Source organism: Enterococcus sp. 7E2_DIV0204, assembly GCF_002140855.1.
GTDB lineage: Bacteria > Bacillota > Bacilli > Lactobacillales > Enterococcaceae > Enterococcus_L > Enterococcus_L lemimoniae.
This window is the reverse complement of record NZ_NGKY01000001.1, coordinates 864,488-881,049: the sequence shown is the minus strand read 5'-3', so window position 1 is coordinate 881,049 and position 16,562 is coordinate 864,488. Positions and strand designations below refer to the sequence as shown.

Sequence of the window (16,562 nt, the reverse complement as noted above, 5' to 3'; positions counted from 1 at the left end):
CTATTTCCTAACTGGAACGGGTACTTGTTTAAGTAACTGCTCAAAAATAGCTTCTAATTGTTTTGGTGTGGCTGGTTCTCCACTTTTTAATAGCAAGCGATGACCAAAAGTTGCAGGTAAAATTTGTTGTAAATCACTAGGCGTAACGTAATTTCTTCCTTCGGTTAACGCAAATGCCTTAGCTGCTTGTATAAATGAAACGGATCCGCGTGGACTGATTCCGAGAGCTATTCCGTCATGATTTCGAGTAACATGAACTAATTGCAAAGCATATCTAGCAACTACAGGATCTACATAGATATCGTCAACAATCCTTTTTAACTGACTGATTTCAGAAGCATTCAAGATTTGTCGTACTCGATTTAGCTCATGCCCAGTTTGATTCAAAATTAAATTAAGTTCATCTGTAAATTCAGGATAGCCAATCTGTAGTTTAAATAAAAAGCGATCTAGCTGAGCTTCTGGTAAAGGATAAGTTCCTTCATAATCTAACGGGTTTTGAGTTGCTAAGACAAAGAAGTGCTCATCTAATGGATACGTGTGATTATCGATCGTTACATGTTTTTCAGACATAGCTTCCAACAAAGCTGCTTGAGTTCTAGGCGTTGTTCGATTGATTTCATCCGCTAATAGAACGGTTGTAAAGACTGGCCCTTGATGAAATTCAAATCGGTGTTCAGCTGTATTGTAAATAGAAACACCTAAAATATCACTAGGCAGTAAATCAGGGGTAAATTGAATTCGATTAAATTTACCATGTGTAGCTTTTGCTAAAGTCTTGACCATCATCGTTTTACCAACACCGGGTATGTCCTCAAGTAAAACATGACCGCCAGCTAAGAAAGCGGTCACAGTTAATTGTAAGATCTCACGTTTTCCTAAAATAACTTTTTCCATTTCATCGATCAATGATGTGATTTGTGTGTGTGCGGATTCAAGCATATTGTGTAATCTCCTTATTGTAAAAGTTAAGCAAAATAGATCAGCCAAGCTTGATAATAGATGTATTTTATTTTATTGTATAGATAACATTCGTCTGTTGCAAGATGTCATAAGAGTTTCTTAATATAGTACATAAAAAGACAAAGGAATGAGACAAATCAATGTTCATCTTAAACGATTGAGTTCATACTAATGAATAAATAGTTAATTGGAGGAACGAAACGAATGGATAAAAAAACTCAAATGAAAGCAGTCGGTTTTTTTGAAGGATTCCCTATTACGAATGAGGCAAGCTTTATTGATAAAGACAAACCGATTCCGATCCCAGCAGGCCAAGACATTCTGGTCAATGTTAAGGCTATCTCTGTTAACCCTGTCGATATAAAGCTAAGACAAACAACAAAGAAACAAACGACTTTAAATGTTTTAGGTTTTGATGGGGTCGGCGAAGTTGTCGCTGTGGGTAAGGATGTCAAAAAATTCTCTATAGGTGATCGTGTGTATTATGCAGGGACAACGAAACGAGCTGGTAGTAATCAAGAATTTCAATTAGTACATGAAGCAATTGCGGCATTAGCTCCTAGCAATTTAAACGATGAAGAAGCGGCATCGCTCCCCCTTACTTCTTTGACAGCCTATGAATTATTAGTTGAAAAATTCGGCTTGATTCCAAAAAAACAGGCTAATCAGGGCAAAACGATTTTAGTCATCAACGGAGCAGGTGGTGTGGGTTCGATATTGACGCAATTGGCTGCTTGGGCTGGTCTGACGGTTTACGCTACGGCTAGTCCTAGAAATTTTGATAGGTTAAAGAGAAATGGCGTAACGTATCCTCTTGACTATCACGAAAATTTAAAACAGAGTTTAGCAGAATTGGCGGTTCAGCAGGTGGATTATGTAGCGGTTTTATTTGATATCAGTTCGTACTTTGCCACAGTAGCTGAAGTGATCAAACCTTTCGGGCATGTTGGAACGATCGTAGGTGTGGAAGAGCCTTTAGACATAAGTCTTTTGAAAAACAAGTCAGTTAGTTTTGATTGGGAATATATGTTTGCTAAAACAGATTATCAGGATCGAATTGAAACACAAGGTCAAATACTAGCCCTGATAGCGCAACTGATAGAAGCAGGGGAAATTATGGCGACTGTAGGTAAAGTCTATTCTAATGGGATCAATGCCGCCAATTTGAAAAAAGCTACTGCAGATGTGGAAACAGGGCATATGAATGGGAAGGTCGTAATCAGCGGACGGTTTAACGGGGAACCTAACTAATAATCGTAAGTGATGTTGTAAATCAAGAGACAAGCAAGGCCGTTAGTTTATCCGGACAACAAAAAAACACAAGAGCTGGCAAAAGATTGGATTCACTTTTGTTCACTCTTGTATTTTTTATTTAATTAAGGGTTATTTTTTTTGTTTTACCTTTTTTAAAACATATTGATAGTTGACGAAGCCAATGACAAGTAAACCAAGGAATAACCAAGCGTAACTTGATTGTTCACCTGTAGCAGGTAAATTCTTTTTAGCCGCTGTATTCGCTTTTGCACTTGCTTTTGGTGAAGGCGTGTTTCCGTTAGCAGTATTTGGAACCTGGTTAGCGGAATCGTTTGTTTCACTATTGTCAGTATTTGACGTAGTTGTTTCAGTCGATTCACTTGATTCAGAAGAATCAGTCGATGTAGTTGGCTCTGTTGTATCTTTATCTTTCGTATAAACATACGTTACTGTCTGAGCTTCTTTCGTAAATAGACCTGTTTGGTTGCCTGTTACTTCTTTAAATGTGTAGCCATTGAAGGCTAGCTGTTCTGTTGTAAATGGAGTTCCAACTGCTTCGGTCTGCTCGATTTTTTTCAGCTCGGTACCCGTTGTGTCAACATAATAAGCAGTCACGGTTCCTTCAATGATTGGTTCAGAAGTTTTTTTGTAAACAAAGGTCACTGTTTGTTCTTGATCAGTGAAACTACCTGATGCATTGGCAGGTAATTCTGTTAACTCATAACCAGTAATTTCTGGAGCTGTGATCTCAAATGTTTGCCCAACTAAACCAGAACGCGTTTCGCTAGTTAACAACTCTTTTCCAGCTTCATCTTGATAATGAATGGTAACTGGTTGGCCGTCATCAAGAATAGTGAATTGGTGTAAATAAGTTCCTGATGAAATAGCATAGAAAGTGAAACCATCCGGTTGTGCATAAGTTCCAGCTGGATTATTTAGCCGTGCATTGTATTCAAAACTTGCAAGGTTTTTAAACTCATCTTCTGTCACCCCAGAAACTGTAATACCTAAATCAGTGATCTGGAGACGATTTGCAGGTAATTGTGTACCGTTGAAATCAAGGTACGTATTACTAGCAGAATTTGATGTTGTAAACGGTGGAACATAACCATCGAAGTTCGTCATTCGGTTTGGCATCATTGAAAATGGTAAAAATAAAGTTTCTTGATCAAAGTCATAGTCTAAAGCAGAACGGCCAAGTGTAGTTGGCAGATCGGTACGACCTGTATTTTGTCCGAATGCTGCCAAATTATTAAGCACAGGGAATTCATTGATTACAGTAAAATCCGTGATGCCACAAAACTGAACAGAAAGTGATGTCAGATTAGGCAGTGCTTTAAAAGGGGCAATAGACGTGATGTTCATATTTGTGTCCATGTAAATACGTGTTAGTGAGGTTAACTGAGCAATCTTAGGCAAGACATCATTGTCAATACTTGTAGCGGCTATACTAAGATTGGTCAACCCGGTATTTTTACTTAGATCAGGGAAATTAGCGCTAGTTAAACTTTTGGTTTGAAGCGTAACATAAGTTAACAAAGATAGCTGTTCTAATGGACTGAAGTCGGTTATGCTATTATTAACATTCATGTAAATAGAGCTTAAATTGGTTGCGTGTTCTAATCCAGAAAGACTAGTGATTAGAGTTGAACTAAGATTAAGGTTCGTTAAACGATCCATGTCTGCTTGTGTCAGTTCACTGCCAGCAGGAAGACCTACTGACGAAACGATTGCTTGTTTTAAAACAGGATCAGCGACTTCAATAGTATCTGCTCTAGGTGCGATCGATGTTGGTACAGCTTCGTTTTCTGTGGTAGATTCTGTCGTTGACATCGTTGTTTCATTTTCCGCAGGAATTGTTGTTGCCGGGATTGCTTCTGTGCTAGAACTTTCAACAGTAGCAGACTCAAGTGTTGCTTCTTTTGTTTCAGCGCTTTCTTGTGATACTGCAGGCGTGGTTTGCTCAGTTTCAGCGGGACTATCTTCAGCGAAAACATGAGAAGTGGTGAGCAAAGTCGGTGATAAAAGAGCTAGGACCATAACTGTGCGGACGGATCTTTTCTTATGTAGTGGTGTAATAGTTCTGTTTTTCATATGTAGTTCCTCCATAGTTCAGAATAAAGTGTGTGAAGATAATAAAAAATGTATTATCACAAATCATTTTATCATAAAAATACAAATAAAATTAAATTTTTTTTATGAAAAATAACATAAAATTAATAAAAAGTTTGGGAAAACTGGAAATTAGGCGCTTCTAATCTTTTTTTAGATGAGAAAAAAATTTAATTACCCTTTTTTGTATTTTGAAATAAATAGAAAATTAAAGATAAAAGCAAAAGGGTGACAAGTTTTGAGGCGGTAGCTTATAATGAAGGTACTATCTTAAGTAGGGAGTATCTCATGTCATTAAAACAAAAAATCATAGCAGAAAGTAAGCGGCTAGGGATCGATAAGATTGGATTTGCCTCAGCGGAACCTTTCTATGAACTAGAAGAGTCATTAAAAGAACAAAGGGAACTTGGCTTTAATTCAGGCTTTGAACATCAAGTGATTGAAGAGCGAATTTATCCTGAAAAAACATTTGAGAAACCAAAAACAATTATTTCGATTGCGTTAGCTTATCCTACTAAAATAGAAGGAAAAGTACCAAGAGATGAAAAAAGAGGCATGTTTGCCCGAGCATCATGGGGGATTGATTATCATGATGTGTTGCGAGATCGGTTAGCGAAATTGATAGATTTTATTCAATCACAAGCCGAAAGTCTTGAAGAAACTAAGGCATGGCGGTTTGCACCTCAAGTTGATACTGGAGAATTAGTCGATGTAGCGGTTGCTCAACGTGCTGGGTTAGGGTTTATCGGAAGAAATGGTTTGTTGATCACAGAAGAGTTTGGCTCCTTTGTTTACTTAGGAGAGATCGTAACAAATATTGATTTTGAAGTAGATAAACCAGTTGCATTTGGCTGTGGCGATTGTACGCGGTGTGTAACAGCTTGTCCTACACAAGCACTTTTAGGGAATGGTAGTATGAACGCCAAAAAATGCTTGTCTTATCAAACCCAAACCAAAGAGATGATGCCGGAAGAATATCGAAAAAAAATGCATAATGTTATCTACGGTTGTGATATTTGTCAGCTTGTTTGTCCTTATAATCGCGGGAAGGATTTTCATTTTCATAAAGAAATGGAACCAGAGGTTGATACTGTTTATCCTAAACTAAAGCCGATGCTTAGCATTTCCAATAAAGAATTTAAAGAAACCTTTGGGCATCTTTCAGGATCCTGGCGGGGGAAAAAGCCATTGCAAAGAAATGCCTTGATTGCATTAGCCAATTTAGGTGACCGCAGTGCGTTGCCAGAGATTTACAGATGTGCAACAGAAGACGTGCGTCCTGTAATCAGAGGGACGGCTATCTGGGCAATTGGAAAACTAGGAAATAAAGAAGCGGAAAAATGGCTAGGTGTTTTGAATGAATTATTGGAAGTAGAACCAGAAGAAGAGGTACTTGTGGAAATCAGAAATGCTATTAAACGATTAGAGAGCTAAGCAACGTTTGTTATACAGTTCATTCCAACGAAAAAAGCACTGAAAAGAATTCCTTTTCAGTGCTTTTTAATCATCAAATAAGAATTAAGCTTTCGCAGCTTCTTTTGGTTCGCGGCCTAAAATTGCTTGTAAGACTGTTAAGACACCATATGAAGCTAAGATTGTGTAAATCAAGCTTGAATAAGTTGTAATATCGAAATCCCACGTTTTGTAAATAACTAAAACAATTGCTAAAACAATAGCTGCAAGAACGTTGAAGAATGCAAACGCCCATAGATTTCCGTTCTCTTTACGTGAAAGATAGTAGATCGAAAACCAGATGCTTAAAACACCCCAAGCGATACAGACTAAAATAGCTGCCCAATAAATAATAAATGCTACCACGAAGTTTCACCTCACTTTTATACATTATGTATTCTATCACGTTCTCTTTTGTTTGTCATGAAAAGACAGTGAAAAAGGGAACATTCTTAACGAGTTCAATTAGCAGGAAAGACAGCAATTTTATTTTTGTGCGAATATGTTTTCTCTCCACTCCATCTTTACGTTATAATAAACCTATTAGGAGATGAGACGATGCAAACAATCGATGAAACGAAAGCACGCACTTTAATCAAACAGGCGGAACAAATCACCTTTTTAACAGGTGCAGGTGTTTCAACAGCATCTGGCATACCCGATTATCGCTCGCTATCTGGTATTTATCACGGGATCGAACGCCCTGAATACTTATTAAGCCAGACCTGCATGCGTGAGGAGCCAGAAAAATTTTATTCATTTGTGCAAACGTTATATCATCCTAATGCGAAACCGAATAGTATCCACTTGAAAATAGCCAACATAGCAAAAATAAAAAATACATGGGTCATTTCTCAAAATATCGATGGCCTACATGCAAAAGCAAAAACACAGCAATTAGTTAATTTTCATGGGAACTTGTATGATTGTTATTGTAGGAAGTGTGGTCAAGCTGTTTCAGCAGAAGTATATTTAGTTTCTGATCACCATGAGCAATGCGGTGGACAAATTCGGCCGAATATCGTTTTATATGAAGAAGGCTTAGATGAACAAGCGATAACCGTGTCGATTGAAGCTGTAGCAAAGGCTGATTTGATCGTAATCATGGGTACTAGCTTTCAAGTGCATCCATTTTGTGATTTGATTCATTACGCGAAAGCTACGGCAACCGTTTTAGTGATTAATCAAACACCGATTCAGTTAAACAGAGAGGCTTATTTCTTAAAAGAAGATGCAGTGAAGGTCTTTGAAAATATAGTGACAGAGGAGCTTTAATATGGAAAAAATTAAATCAGAACGACAAAAAATGATCGATGGCGAGCTATACTTTGCTGCAGATCCAGAATTAGCGACAGCGCGCAAATTTGCCAGAGAACAAATGAAACTGATCAATCAAGAAGAAGATGCACAAATCAGACGTCAGCTAGTTGAAGAAACCTTTGGTACGACTGGAACAGGTAGTCATATTGAACCGACAATCAGCTTTGACTATGGGTTCAATATTCATGTTGGGAAAAATTTTTATGCCAATTTCAATAGCATTTTCTTAGATATTTGCCCGATTACAATTGGGGACAACTGTATGTTTGGACCTAATGCACAACTATACTCAGCAACGCATCCGCTACATCCAGTTAAAAGAAATAGTGGCTTAGAATACGGTAAACCAATCACGATTGGTGATAATGTTTGGCTTGGTGGTGGTGTTGTGATTACTCCAGGGGTTACGTTGGGCGATAATGTAGTCGTTGCAGCGGGGTCTGTGGTAACGAAATCATTTCCAGATAATTGTGTGATTGGCGGCAATCCTGCGAAAATCATCAAGGAAATCGAATTAGATGATAACAAACAGTCCCCACTAATGAGCCAACGAGATAAAATCGATACTTTAGACAAAAAAATCGTCGCTTTATTAGAAGAACGCATGGAAGTTGTCGAAGCAATCGTAGCAATCAAAAAGATGTCCGCTACACAAATTTTAGACACAAATAGGGAACAAGAAGTTTTAACTAAAATCGCGACGTACGTCCAAAACGAAGACTATCAAGAAGTCATCAAAGAAACGTATCAAGGAATCATGGATGCATCCAAACACTTTCAACAAAAACAACTAGATTAAAGATGACAGGAGAGGTTTGAATGGATGGCATAAAAAGACGAGAAGCCATTTTACTACAATTAGAAACAACTGAAAAACCGATCAGTGCCAGTCGTTTTGCCAAAGAATTCAAGGTCAGCCGTCAAATCGTGGTAGGAGATGTTGCACTTTTAAGAGCGGCAGGGTATGAAATTATTGCAACAGCTAGAGGGTACTTACTTGAAAGGGCAGAAGATCAGCAAGGGATTATTCGGAAAATTGCGTGTCAACACTCACCCGCACAAACCGAAGATGAATTGTTGACGATTATCTCATTAGGTGGAGAAGTTATCGATGTTATTGTTGAGCATCCTATTTACGGTGAGTTGACTGGTGGTTTGCATATCAAGACCAAAAAAGCAATAACAGAGTTTGTCGAAAATTATGAAAAAAACAGCACGACTTTATTGTCTGAGCTGACAGACGGTGTTCATCTGCATACGATTCGCTGTAAAGATGAAGTGGCTTTTCAACAAATCAAAGCAGCACTTGAGCTAAAAGATATTTTATATAAAGGATAAAAAACAATGATTTGAGATTAGACTAGTCTAGTTTATCTCGGGTCATTGTTTTTTTGTGTGAAATTCTTTGATCTCTTCTTAACTATTTAGTGAACATGTAGCTATCGTAATACGATAATACAACATATCTTTTCTTTTTTTAGAATAATTTTTAAAGGATCGTTAATTAGACCATTATTTATTTGTAAAATAAAAATGACAAATCTCTATTTACTTTTTTACTTTATAGATATAAAATGTAAGCGTAACCAAAAATAAGAAGGGATGTTTTTTAGTGAGTAGACCAATCGATATTCGTAACACGGTGGAAGACACATATCAATTGTATATTGACGGCAAATGGACAAATGGTTCAGGGAATCAAAAAATTACCAGTTACAATCCAAGTAATGGAGAAGAATTGGCAGAGTTTGTTGATGCGACACATGAAGATGTTGATCAGGCAATTGCGGCGGCACAAGCTGCATTCGAGATGTGGAAAGAGGTAGATGTTGCGACACGGAGTAAATTATTGTTGGAAATTGCTGACTTGATCGATGAAAATACAGAACATTTGGCTTTAGTTGAAACATTGGATAATGGTAAACCACTACGTGAAACAATGTCGATCGATATTCCAGCTACTGCGGATCATTTTCGTTACTTCGCAGGAGTGATCAGAGCAGAAGAAGGTTCTGTAAAGGACCTTGATCAAGATACATTATCAATCGTACTCAAAGAACCAATTGGTGTCGTAGGTCAAATCATTCCATGGAATTTCCCACTATTGATGGGTGCTTGGAAGTTAGCACCAGCTATTGCTGCGGGTAATACAGTTGTGATTCATCCATCTTCGACAACCTCTTTAAGTTTACTGGAGCTATTCAAGTTATTGGATCAAGTTTTGCCAAAAGGTGTTGTTAATTTAATCACAGGTAGAGGGTCTGATTCTGGAAACTATATGTTGGAACACCAAGGCTTTGATAAATTAGCTTTTACAGGATCGACAGAAGTTGGCTACACAGTTGCCAAAGCAGCAGCAGATAAACTAATACCAGCAACCTTAGAATTAGGCGGAAAATCGGCCAATATTATTTTTGACGATGCGAATTGGGAGCGAGCGCTAGAAGGTGTTCAATTAGGGATTTTATTTAACCAAGGACAGGTTTGTTGTGCTGGTTCTCGTGTTTTTGTTCAAGAGGGGATCTACGATACATTTATAGAAGCTCTGAAAGAAAAATTTGAGAGTATCAAAGTCGGTCTCCCGTGGGAAACGGGTGTACAAATGGGTGCGCAAATCAATGAGAAACAATTAAAGGATATTTTAAAATATGTTGAGGTTGGCACAAAAGAAGGGGCTAAACTAGTTACAGGTGGACGTAAGATCACTGAGAATGACTTAGATAAAGGCGCATTTTTGGAACCTACGTTATTAGCAGACGCTAACAATGCGATGTGTATTGCACAAGAAGAAATATTTGGTCCAGTAGCAACTGTGATCAAGTTTAAATCAGAAGAAGAAGTGATTGCTTTAGCGAATCAATCTGATTATGGGTTAGGTGGAGCCGTATTCTCACAAAATATCAACACAGCTCTGCGTGTTGCTCGTAAAGTTAGAACGGGGCGGATGTGGATTAATACGTACAATCAATTACCAGCAGGTGCACCGTTTGGTGGTTATAAGAAATCAGGTATTGGACGTGAAACGCATAAATCAATGCTGGATGCCTATACACAAATGAAGAATATTTATATTGTGACCAAAGAGGAGCCAGACGGATTATACAATTAATACAAAAAGCATCGCAACCAATTAGCTGCGATGCTTTTTACAATTAATTATTTTCAGCTTCAAATTTTTCAAAAGCAGATTTGATTACTTCTTTCAATGCATTAGCAGATGCATTCATTCGATCTTTTTCCGAATCTGTCAACGGAATTTCAATGACTTGTTTAATCCCTTGGCGGTTGATTACTGCTGGAGCACCGATGTAGATATCATTTTGTCCATACTCACCATCTAAATAAACAGAAAGTGGGAAAACAGAATCTTCATCATCTAAAATCGCTTTTGTGATACGTGCTAAGGCAGCAGCGATTCCATAGAATGTCGCACCTTTTTTCTCAATGATTGAATACGCTGCATCTCTTACGTTAAAGAATAAGTTGACCATCGCTTCTTCATCGACATCTGGATTGTTTTTAACCCATTCGTAAATTTGTAAGCCGGCAACGTTAGCGTGTGACCAAACTGGAAATTCAGTGTCGCCGTGTTCGCCTAAAATATAAGCATGTACGTTACGAGCATCTACATCTACCAATTCAGCGATTGCTTGACGGAAACGAGCTGAATCAAGTGAAGTTCCAGAACCAATAACGCGTTCCTTTGGAAATCCTGAGAACTTCCATGTAGAATAGGTTAAAATATCAACTGGATTAGCAGCGACTAAGAAAATTCCACTAAAACCAGAATCAACGATTGCTGTAACAATTTGTTTGTTGATTTTCAAGTTTTTATGGACTAAATCGATCCGTGTTTCACCAGGTTTTTGAGCGGCACCTGCTGTTAAAACAACAAGGTCAGCATCGTGACAGTCGTCATATGTTGCGGCATAAATCTTTTTAGGAGAAGTAAAAGCTAATGCATGAGATAAGTCAGCGGCATCTCCTTCAGTTTTCTTTGTATCTATATCAATAATACCAACTTCTTGAGCAATATTTTGAGTGACTAAGGCAAAAGCATAACTAGATCCGACAGCGCCATCTCCAACTAAAATTACCTTTTGGTGGTCTTTGTTCCCAACTGCTGCAGTCATGTGTATCATTCCTTTCAGATAATTGTTTTATCACAATGATAATACCACCGTTTGTGAGGTTTGTCACGTTTTTTGTTTTTTAAATTAATACAGTTTTTCAAGGTGTTTCATAAGAAAACTCTTTCATGTGCGTTATTTCACTATTTGTGATTTTGCCAGCGTTTCTTTCTGTAAAATGAAGCTTACAGCTTTTTTAAGAATTTAAAAGCATCGGCAAAGGTTTGTTTTATGGTATAATTGTAAAAAAACTGGGCAGAGGATTTTCCTGCTCGGGTATTTTGTGTTGGAGAATGAATAATGGTGGTAAAAGCACCGTTCGTTAAGGAGAATATAGATAGATGAAAATGATTGTTGGATTAGGCAATCCAGGAAGTAAGTATCAAGAAACAAAACATAATATTGGTTTTATCACGGTAGACGAGATTGCTCAGCGCTACAATGCCACATTTAATAAAAGCCAGTTTGAAGCAGATATTGCTGAGTTTTTTATAGGAACAGAAAAGGTCATGTTGGTCAAACCGCTGACCTTTATGAATGAATCGGGTCGTTCTGTTGGCCCTTTAATGACCTATTACGGTGTTGAAGAGGAAGAATTGATTGTGATTTATGATGACTTGGATTTGGAAATTGGGAAAATTCGGTTACGTGAAAAAGGTAGTGCTGGCGGACATAATGGCATTAAAAGTTTGATTGCACATCTGGGAACAAATGTGTTTCCAAGAATCAAGATTGGCATTGGTCGTCCTATCGGGAGTAACACAGTCGTTCATCACGTACTGACTGGGTTTCCTAAAGACAAGCATGAAGAGATTTTATTAGCCGTGAAAAATGCAGCTGATGCAGCGATTTATACGTGTGAAGGTCATACGTTTGTTGATACGATGAATCAATTTAATGGGAAATAAATAGAATGGTAACGGTTGTCTAGCTGCACGGGCTAGCTCCTCGGGAAAAAGATAAAAATAGTTTGTGGTAAAGGACACCACAATCGATTTTTCCTATTTCCAGTCGGAGCTGAACGAGCCCGCTATGCTTTTAAACTATCTAGCTACACAAATCAATTCTTATGAAAATAGATAAATTGTCAGTGAAACAAAGAACGTTTCAACGCCAATTTCCTAATTTTCTACAGGATTAACCGATTTGTTCCGCTTTTAAAATTATCTAGCTTCGCGAAACAGTTCCCTCAACAATTAGATAAATCATCTGAAAGACCAAAAGCGTCTTTAAGTTGATTTCCTAAAATTGTTCAGGAACTTAGCGTTTCGCTACGCTTTTAAAATAAGGAGGAGTCTAACGTGAACATCATTGAACGAATTGGTGCAAGTGAGTTGGTCCGAGATTGGCAAATGCAACTAGCTGGAAATACCCGCCAATTGATTACGGGTTTAGCAGGCTCAGCCAAGACATTGGTTATGACCAGTGGGTTTAAACAAAAAAATAAAAAAGTCGTTGTGGCTGTTCCAAATCTTTATTATGGGAATCAGCTAATCGAAGATTTTCGTAATATTTTATCAGATGAAGAAGTGTACCTATTTCCTGTAGATGAGGTTTTATCAGCTGAAATGGCTTTTTCTTCGCCGGAAGCTAGGGCAGAGAGGGTTGCAGCTCTAAACTTTCTTTTGACAGATCAAGCGGGAATCATCGTGGTGCCTGTAGCTGGGTTAAGAAAGTACTTGCCGAGTAAACAGACTTGGGAACAAGCTCAGCTTCACTGGGAACTTGGTGGTGAAATTGAGCTAGATACCTTAGCGCAGCAATTGGTCTTAATGGGCTATCAACGTGAGTCCTTAGTGGGCAAACCTGGTGATTTCAGTATTCGAGGCAGTATTGTCGATGTCTATCCGTTGAATTCAGAATATCCAGTTCGAGCAGAGTTGTTTGATATTGAAATTGATTCACTGCGTTATTTTGAAGCAGATACACAACGCTCGGTTGGTACTATTGAATCTGTGACGCTTTCACCGATGACAGACTTAGTCTTTTCAAAAGCAGACTTGAGTCATGGGGAAAAACAATTAACGAATGCTTTAGAAAGACGAGTGGCAATTGCGAAAGACGCTGCTGAAAAAGACTTTCTCCAAGATTATTTTGGTCAGTTGGCAACATCCTGGAATCAAGGGATTCCTACCGATACAGCCCATTACTACACGGACCTTCTATATGAAACGAAAACAACCTTGCTTGATTATCTACCAGAAGATAGCTTGGTCTTTATTGATGACTATGCTCGTATCTTAGAGGCAGAACGTGAGATAATTCGTGAAGAAAATGAATGGCAAGTTCTTAAATTAGAAGAAATGCGCATTTTTCCTGAACAGACTTTTGGTTTAGAGTTTCATGGGCAGGTACGGAAATTGACTTTTGCAACAACCTTCTTTTCGTTATTTCAAAAAGGCATGGGCAATCTCCGTTTTCAAGCAATCCATAATGTTCAATATCGTTCAATGCAACAATTTTTTGGTCAAATGCCATTGTTAAAAACCGAAATGGATCGTTGGCAAAAACAAGATCAAACGGTTGTAGTATTCGTACCAACTAAAGAACGGAGCCAAAAAGTTGAAGAACTGTTTCGGGATTTTGACATTGCAAGTGTGACAGCTGCAGCCGATAGTTTAATAGAAGGGAAAATTCAAATTGTTGAAGGCTCATTGCAATCAGGGTTTGAATTGCCTGTTGAAAAAATCGTAGCAATCACAGAAAAAGAAATTTTCCATACAACGACTAAAAAAAGAGCCAGACGTCAAACTGTTTCTAATGCAGAGAGATTAAAAAGCTATAGTGATTTGAAGAACGGCGATTATGTTGTTCATGCGAATCATGGGATCGGTAAGTATATTGGGATGCAGACATTGGAAGTCGATGGCGTTCACCAAGATTACATCACGATTTTATATCAAAACGATGATAAGTTGTTTATTCCAGTTACTCAGCTAAACCTGATTCAGAAATTCGTTGCTTCGGAAGCGAAATCGCCGAAAGTCAATAAACTAGGCGGTAGTGAATGGAGTAAAACTAAGCGGAAAGTTACGTCTAAAATCGAAGATATTGCAGATGATTTGATTCAATTATATGCGTCCAGAGAATCGGAAAAAGGCTATGCTTTTCCACCAGATGATGCGTATCAAAAAGAATTTGAAGATGCATTTCCCTATAGTGAAACAGATGATCAGTTACGTAGTACGGCTGAAATTAAACATGATATGGAAAAAACGCGACCAATGGATCGTTTATTAGTTGGTGATGTGGGGTATGGGAAAACAGAAGTCGCTTTACGTGCGGCTTTTAAAGCTATCAATAACAATAAACAAGTTGCCTTTCTAGTTCCAACCACGATTTTAGCTCAGCAACATTATGAAACGATGTTGGATCGCTTTGAAGGGTTTCCGGTGGAAGTAGGCTTATTAAGCCGCTTTAGAACGAAAAAACAACAAAGTGAAACCATCGAAAAAATCAAACATGGTCAATTGGATATTGTTGTAGGAACACATCGTTTACTTTCTCAAGATGTGCAATTTAGCGATTTAGGTTTACTGGTGATCGATGAAGAACAACGCTTTGGTGTAAAACATAAAGAACGTTTAAAACAACTGCGGGCACAAGTGGATGTTTTAACCTTGACCGCAACACCGATTCCAAGGACTCTGCATATGTCGATGCTTGGCGTACGTGATTTATCTGTCATTGAAACGCCACCGGAAAATCGTTATCCGATCCAAACTTATGTAATGGAGCATAATCCAGGTGCGATTAGAGAAGCGATTGAAAGAGAAATGGCGCGAGATGGACAAGTTTTTTATCTCTATAATCGTGTAGATACGATTGAGCAAAAAGTGGAAGAAATCCAAGCCTTGGTTCCAGAGGCTAGAATTGCTTATGCACATGGGCAAATGACCGAGGTTCAACTTGAAAATACCTTGTTTGATTTTATTGAACGGCAATACGATGTGTTAGTGACGACCACAATTATTGAAACGGGTGTTGATATTCCAAATGCGAATACGTTATTTGTAGAAAATGCTGATTACATGGGCTTATCAACCTTGTATCAATTGCGTGGTAGAGTTGGTCGAAGCAATCGTGTAGCGTATGCCTATTTTATGTACGAACAGCAAAAGATTTTAAACGAAGTTAGTGAAAAACGATTAGAGGCGATCAAAGACTTCACTGAACTAGGATCAGGCTTTAAAATTGCGATGCGGGATTTATCGATTCGTGGAGCAGGAAATTTATTAGGTGCTCAACAACATGGCTTTATCGATTCAGTTGGGTTTGACATGTATTCACAAATGCTTTCAGAAGCAGTTGCCCGTAAACAAGGGAAAACTATTCAAGATCAAAAAACATCTGTTGAGATCGATCTAGGAATTGACGCTTATTTACCAACTAGTTATATTTCGGATGAACGTCAAAAAATTGAAATTTACAAACGAATTCGTCAACTTGAAAATAGAGATATGTATGATGAACTTGAAGCAGATCTTCTTGATCGTTTTGGCGAATATCCCGATGAAGTCGCTCATTTATTAACAACTGGGCAAATTAAAATGGATGGTGATCGCGCCTTAGTGGAAACAATCCGTAAGAGGCAACAAGAAATTACGTTTACCTTGAGTAAAATCGGGACGAAAACGTATAATGTAGAACAAATTTTTGAAGCATTATCACACACTCAGTTAAAAGCAGATCTTGCTGTTGATAATGAAAAAATGTCGATTCGTTTGAAATTGCCTAAAGACATGAAAGAAGCTACTTGGCTGCAAGAAGTTGCCTTGTTTACGACAGCTTTGAGACAAGAAAAGTATAAGACTGTAACTGTTAAGGCAAAATGAAAACGGGGCTGTTACGCTTTTAGACTTATCTAGCTTCATGAGCCAGTCTCTCGGGAAAAAGATAAAAATAGAGTGAGGCAAAAAGCACCTCAATCGATTTTTCCTATTTTCCAGTCAAGACTAAACGGGCTCATTCAGCTTTTAAACTTATCCAGCTTCACAGGCTAGCTCTTCGGGGAAAAGATAAAAATCGCATGTGACCAAGAGCGTCACAGTCAATTTTTCCTATTTTCCAGTCAGAGCTAAACGAGCCTGTTCAGCTTTTAAACTTATCTAGCTTCATGAGCTAGTCTCTCGGGAAAAAGATAAAAATAGAGTGAGGCAAAAGCACCTCAATCGATTTTTTCTATTTTTCAGTCGAGACTAAACGGGCTCATTCAGCTTTTAGAATCGGAGGTAATGCAATGGCGCACAAAGAAATGCGGTCGATGATGCAAGGGGCGGCGATTTTAACGGTCGCATCGTTTATTGCCAAAGTGTTAAGTGCAGTTTATCG

The 16,562-nt window shown here is 38.1% G+C and carries 12 protein-coding genes; 8 read left to right on the top strand and 4 right to left on the bottom strand.

The annotated features are described in order from the left end of the window. Positions 1-942: a MoxR family ATPase gene (locus A5819_RS04210; RefSeq protein ID WP_086276955.1), complete on the bottom strand. Its 942-nt coding sequence runs from the start codon at positions 940-942 to the stop codon at positions 1-3. Between the two features lie 225 nt (positions 943-1,167). Between A5819_RS04210 and A5819_RS04205 the strand changes: the two genes are divergently transcribed. Continuing rightward, entirely contained in the window at positions 1,168-2,214 is a 1,047-nt protein-coding gene (locus A5819_RS04205) for a zinc-binding alcohol dehydrogenase family protein (protein WP_086276952.1), read from the top strand. Positions 2,215-2,346: 132 nt separating this feature from the next. Here A5819_RS04205 and A5819_RS04200 read toward each other — a convergent pair whose 3' ends face one another. Further along, entirely contained in the window at positions 2,347-4,311 is a 1,965-nt protein-coding gene (locus tag A5819_RS04200) for a MucBP domain-containing protein (RefSeq protein ID WP_086276948.1), read from the bottom strand. A gap of 306 nt (positions 4,312-4,617) precedes the next feature. On the opposite strand from A5819_RS04200, the gene queG reads away from it, so the two are divergent. Further along, positions 4,618-5,763, top strand: a complete 1,146-nt coding sequence (queG, locus tag A5819_RS04195) for a tRNA epoxyqueuosine(34) reductase QueG (RefSeq protein WP_086276946.1) — start codon at positions 4,618-4,620, stop codon at positions 5,761-5,763. An 84-nt stretch (positions 5,764-5,847) separates the two neighbouring features. Here queG and A5819_RS04190 read toward each other — a convergent pair whose 3' ends face one another. Further along, positions 5,848-6,147, bottom strand: a complete 300-nt coding sequence (locus tag A5819_RS04190; protein WP_086276943.1) for a hypothetical protein — start codon at positions 6,145-6,147, stop codon at positions 5,848-5,850. 192 nt (positions 6,148-6,339) lie between these two features. Between A5819_RS04190 and A5819_RS04185 the strand changes: the two genes are divergently transcribed. The 4 genes from A5819_RS04185 to A5819_RS04170 all read left to right on the top strand — a co-directional run bounded on the left by A5819_RS04185 (position 6,340) and on the right by A5819_RS04170 (position 10,210). Beyond that, a complete protein-coding gene (locus A5819_RS04185; protein ID WP_086276939.1) occupies positions 6,340-7,056 on the top strand; it encodes an NAD-dependent protein deacylase in 717 nt (238 codons plus the stop codon). Position 7,057: 1 nt separating this feature from the next. Continuing rightward, complete coding sequence (locus A5819_RS04180; RefSeq protein WP_086276936.1) at positions 7,058-7,900, top strand: chorismate mutase; 843 nt, start codon at positions 7,058-7,060, stop codon at positions 7,898-7,900. Positions 7,901-7,920: 20 nt separating this feature from the next. After that, positions 7,921-8,439 (top strand): transcription repressor NadR, encoded by a 519-nt coding sequence (locus A5819_RS04175; RefSeq protein ID WP_086276934.1) that lies wholly within the window; start codon positions 7,921-7,923, stop codon positions 8,437-8,439. 274 nt (positions 8,440-8,713) lie between these two features. Further along, positions 8,714-10,210: an aldehyde dehydrogenase family protein gene (locus A5819_RS04170; RefSeq protein WP_176271355.1), complete on the top strand. Its 1,497-nt coding sequence runs from the start codon at positions 8,714-8,716 to the stop codon at positions 10,208-10,210. 43 nt (positions 10,211-10,253) lie between these two features. Here the strand turns inward: A5819_RS04170 and A5819_RS04165 are convergent, their stop codons facing one another. Then, on the bottom strand, positions 10,254-11,234 hold the full coding sequence (locus tag A5819_RS04165; RefSeq protein ID WP_025873392.1) for an L-lactate dehydrogenase: 981 nt from the start codon (positions 11,232-11,234) through the stop codon (positions 10,254-10,256). Between the two features lie 338 nt (positions 11,235-11,572). Here A5819_RS04165 and pth point away from each other — a divergent pair, with 338 nt between their 5' ends. Then, positions 11,573-12,139 carry an aminoacyl-tRNA hydrolase gene (gene pth, locus A5819_RS04160; RefSeq protein WP_086276932.1) on the top strand — a complete coding sequence of 189 codons (567 nt, stop codon included), beginning with the start codon at positions 11,573-11,575 and terminating at the stop codon, positions 12,137-12,139. A gap of 393 nt (positions 12,140-12,532) precedes the next feature. Further along, complete coding sequence (gene mfd / locus A5819_RS04155; protein ID WP_086276930.1) at positions 12,533-16,066, top strand: transcription-repair coupling factor; 3,534 nt, start codon at positions 12,533-12,535, stop codon at positions 16,064-16,066. Positions 16,067-16,562 lie beyond the last annotated feature (496 nt).

Coding starts and splice junctions, on each gene's coding strand:
- A5819_RS04180 (WP_086276936.1), top strand. CDS start 7,058: ATGGAAAAAATTAAATCAGAACGACAAAAAATGATCGATGGCGAGCTA.
- A5819_RS04175 (WP_086276934.1), top strand. CDS start 7,921: ATGGATGGCATAAAAAGACGAGAAGCCATTTTACTACAATTAGAAACA.
- queG (WP_086276946.1), top strand. CDS start 4,618: ATGTCATTAAAACAAAAAATCATAGCAGAAAGTAAGCGGCTAGGGATC.
- A5819_RS04210 (WP_086276955.1), bottom strand. CDS start 942: ATGCTTGAATCCGCACACACACAAATCACATCATTGATCGATGAAATG.
- pth (WP_086276932.1), top strand. CDS start 11,573: ATGAAAATGATTGTTGGATTAGGCAATCCAGGAAGTAAGTATCAAGAA.
- A5819_RS04185 (WP_086276939.1), top strand. CDS start 6,340: ATGCAAACAATCGATGAAACGAAAGCACGCACTTTAATCAAACAGGCG.
- A5819_RS04165 (WP_025873392.1), bottom strand. CDS start 11,234: ATGACTGCAGCAGTTGGGAACAAAGACCACCAAAAGGTAATTTTAGTT.
- A5819_RS04200 (WP_086276948.1), bottom strand. CDS start 4,311: ATGAAAAACAGAACTATTACACCACTACATAAGAAAAGATCCGTCCGC.
- A5819_RS04205 (WP_086276952.1), top strand. CDS start 1,168: ATGGATAAAAAAACTCAAATGAAAGCAGTCGGTTTTTTTGAAGGATTC.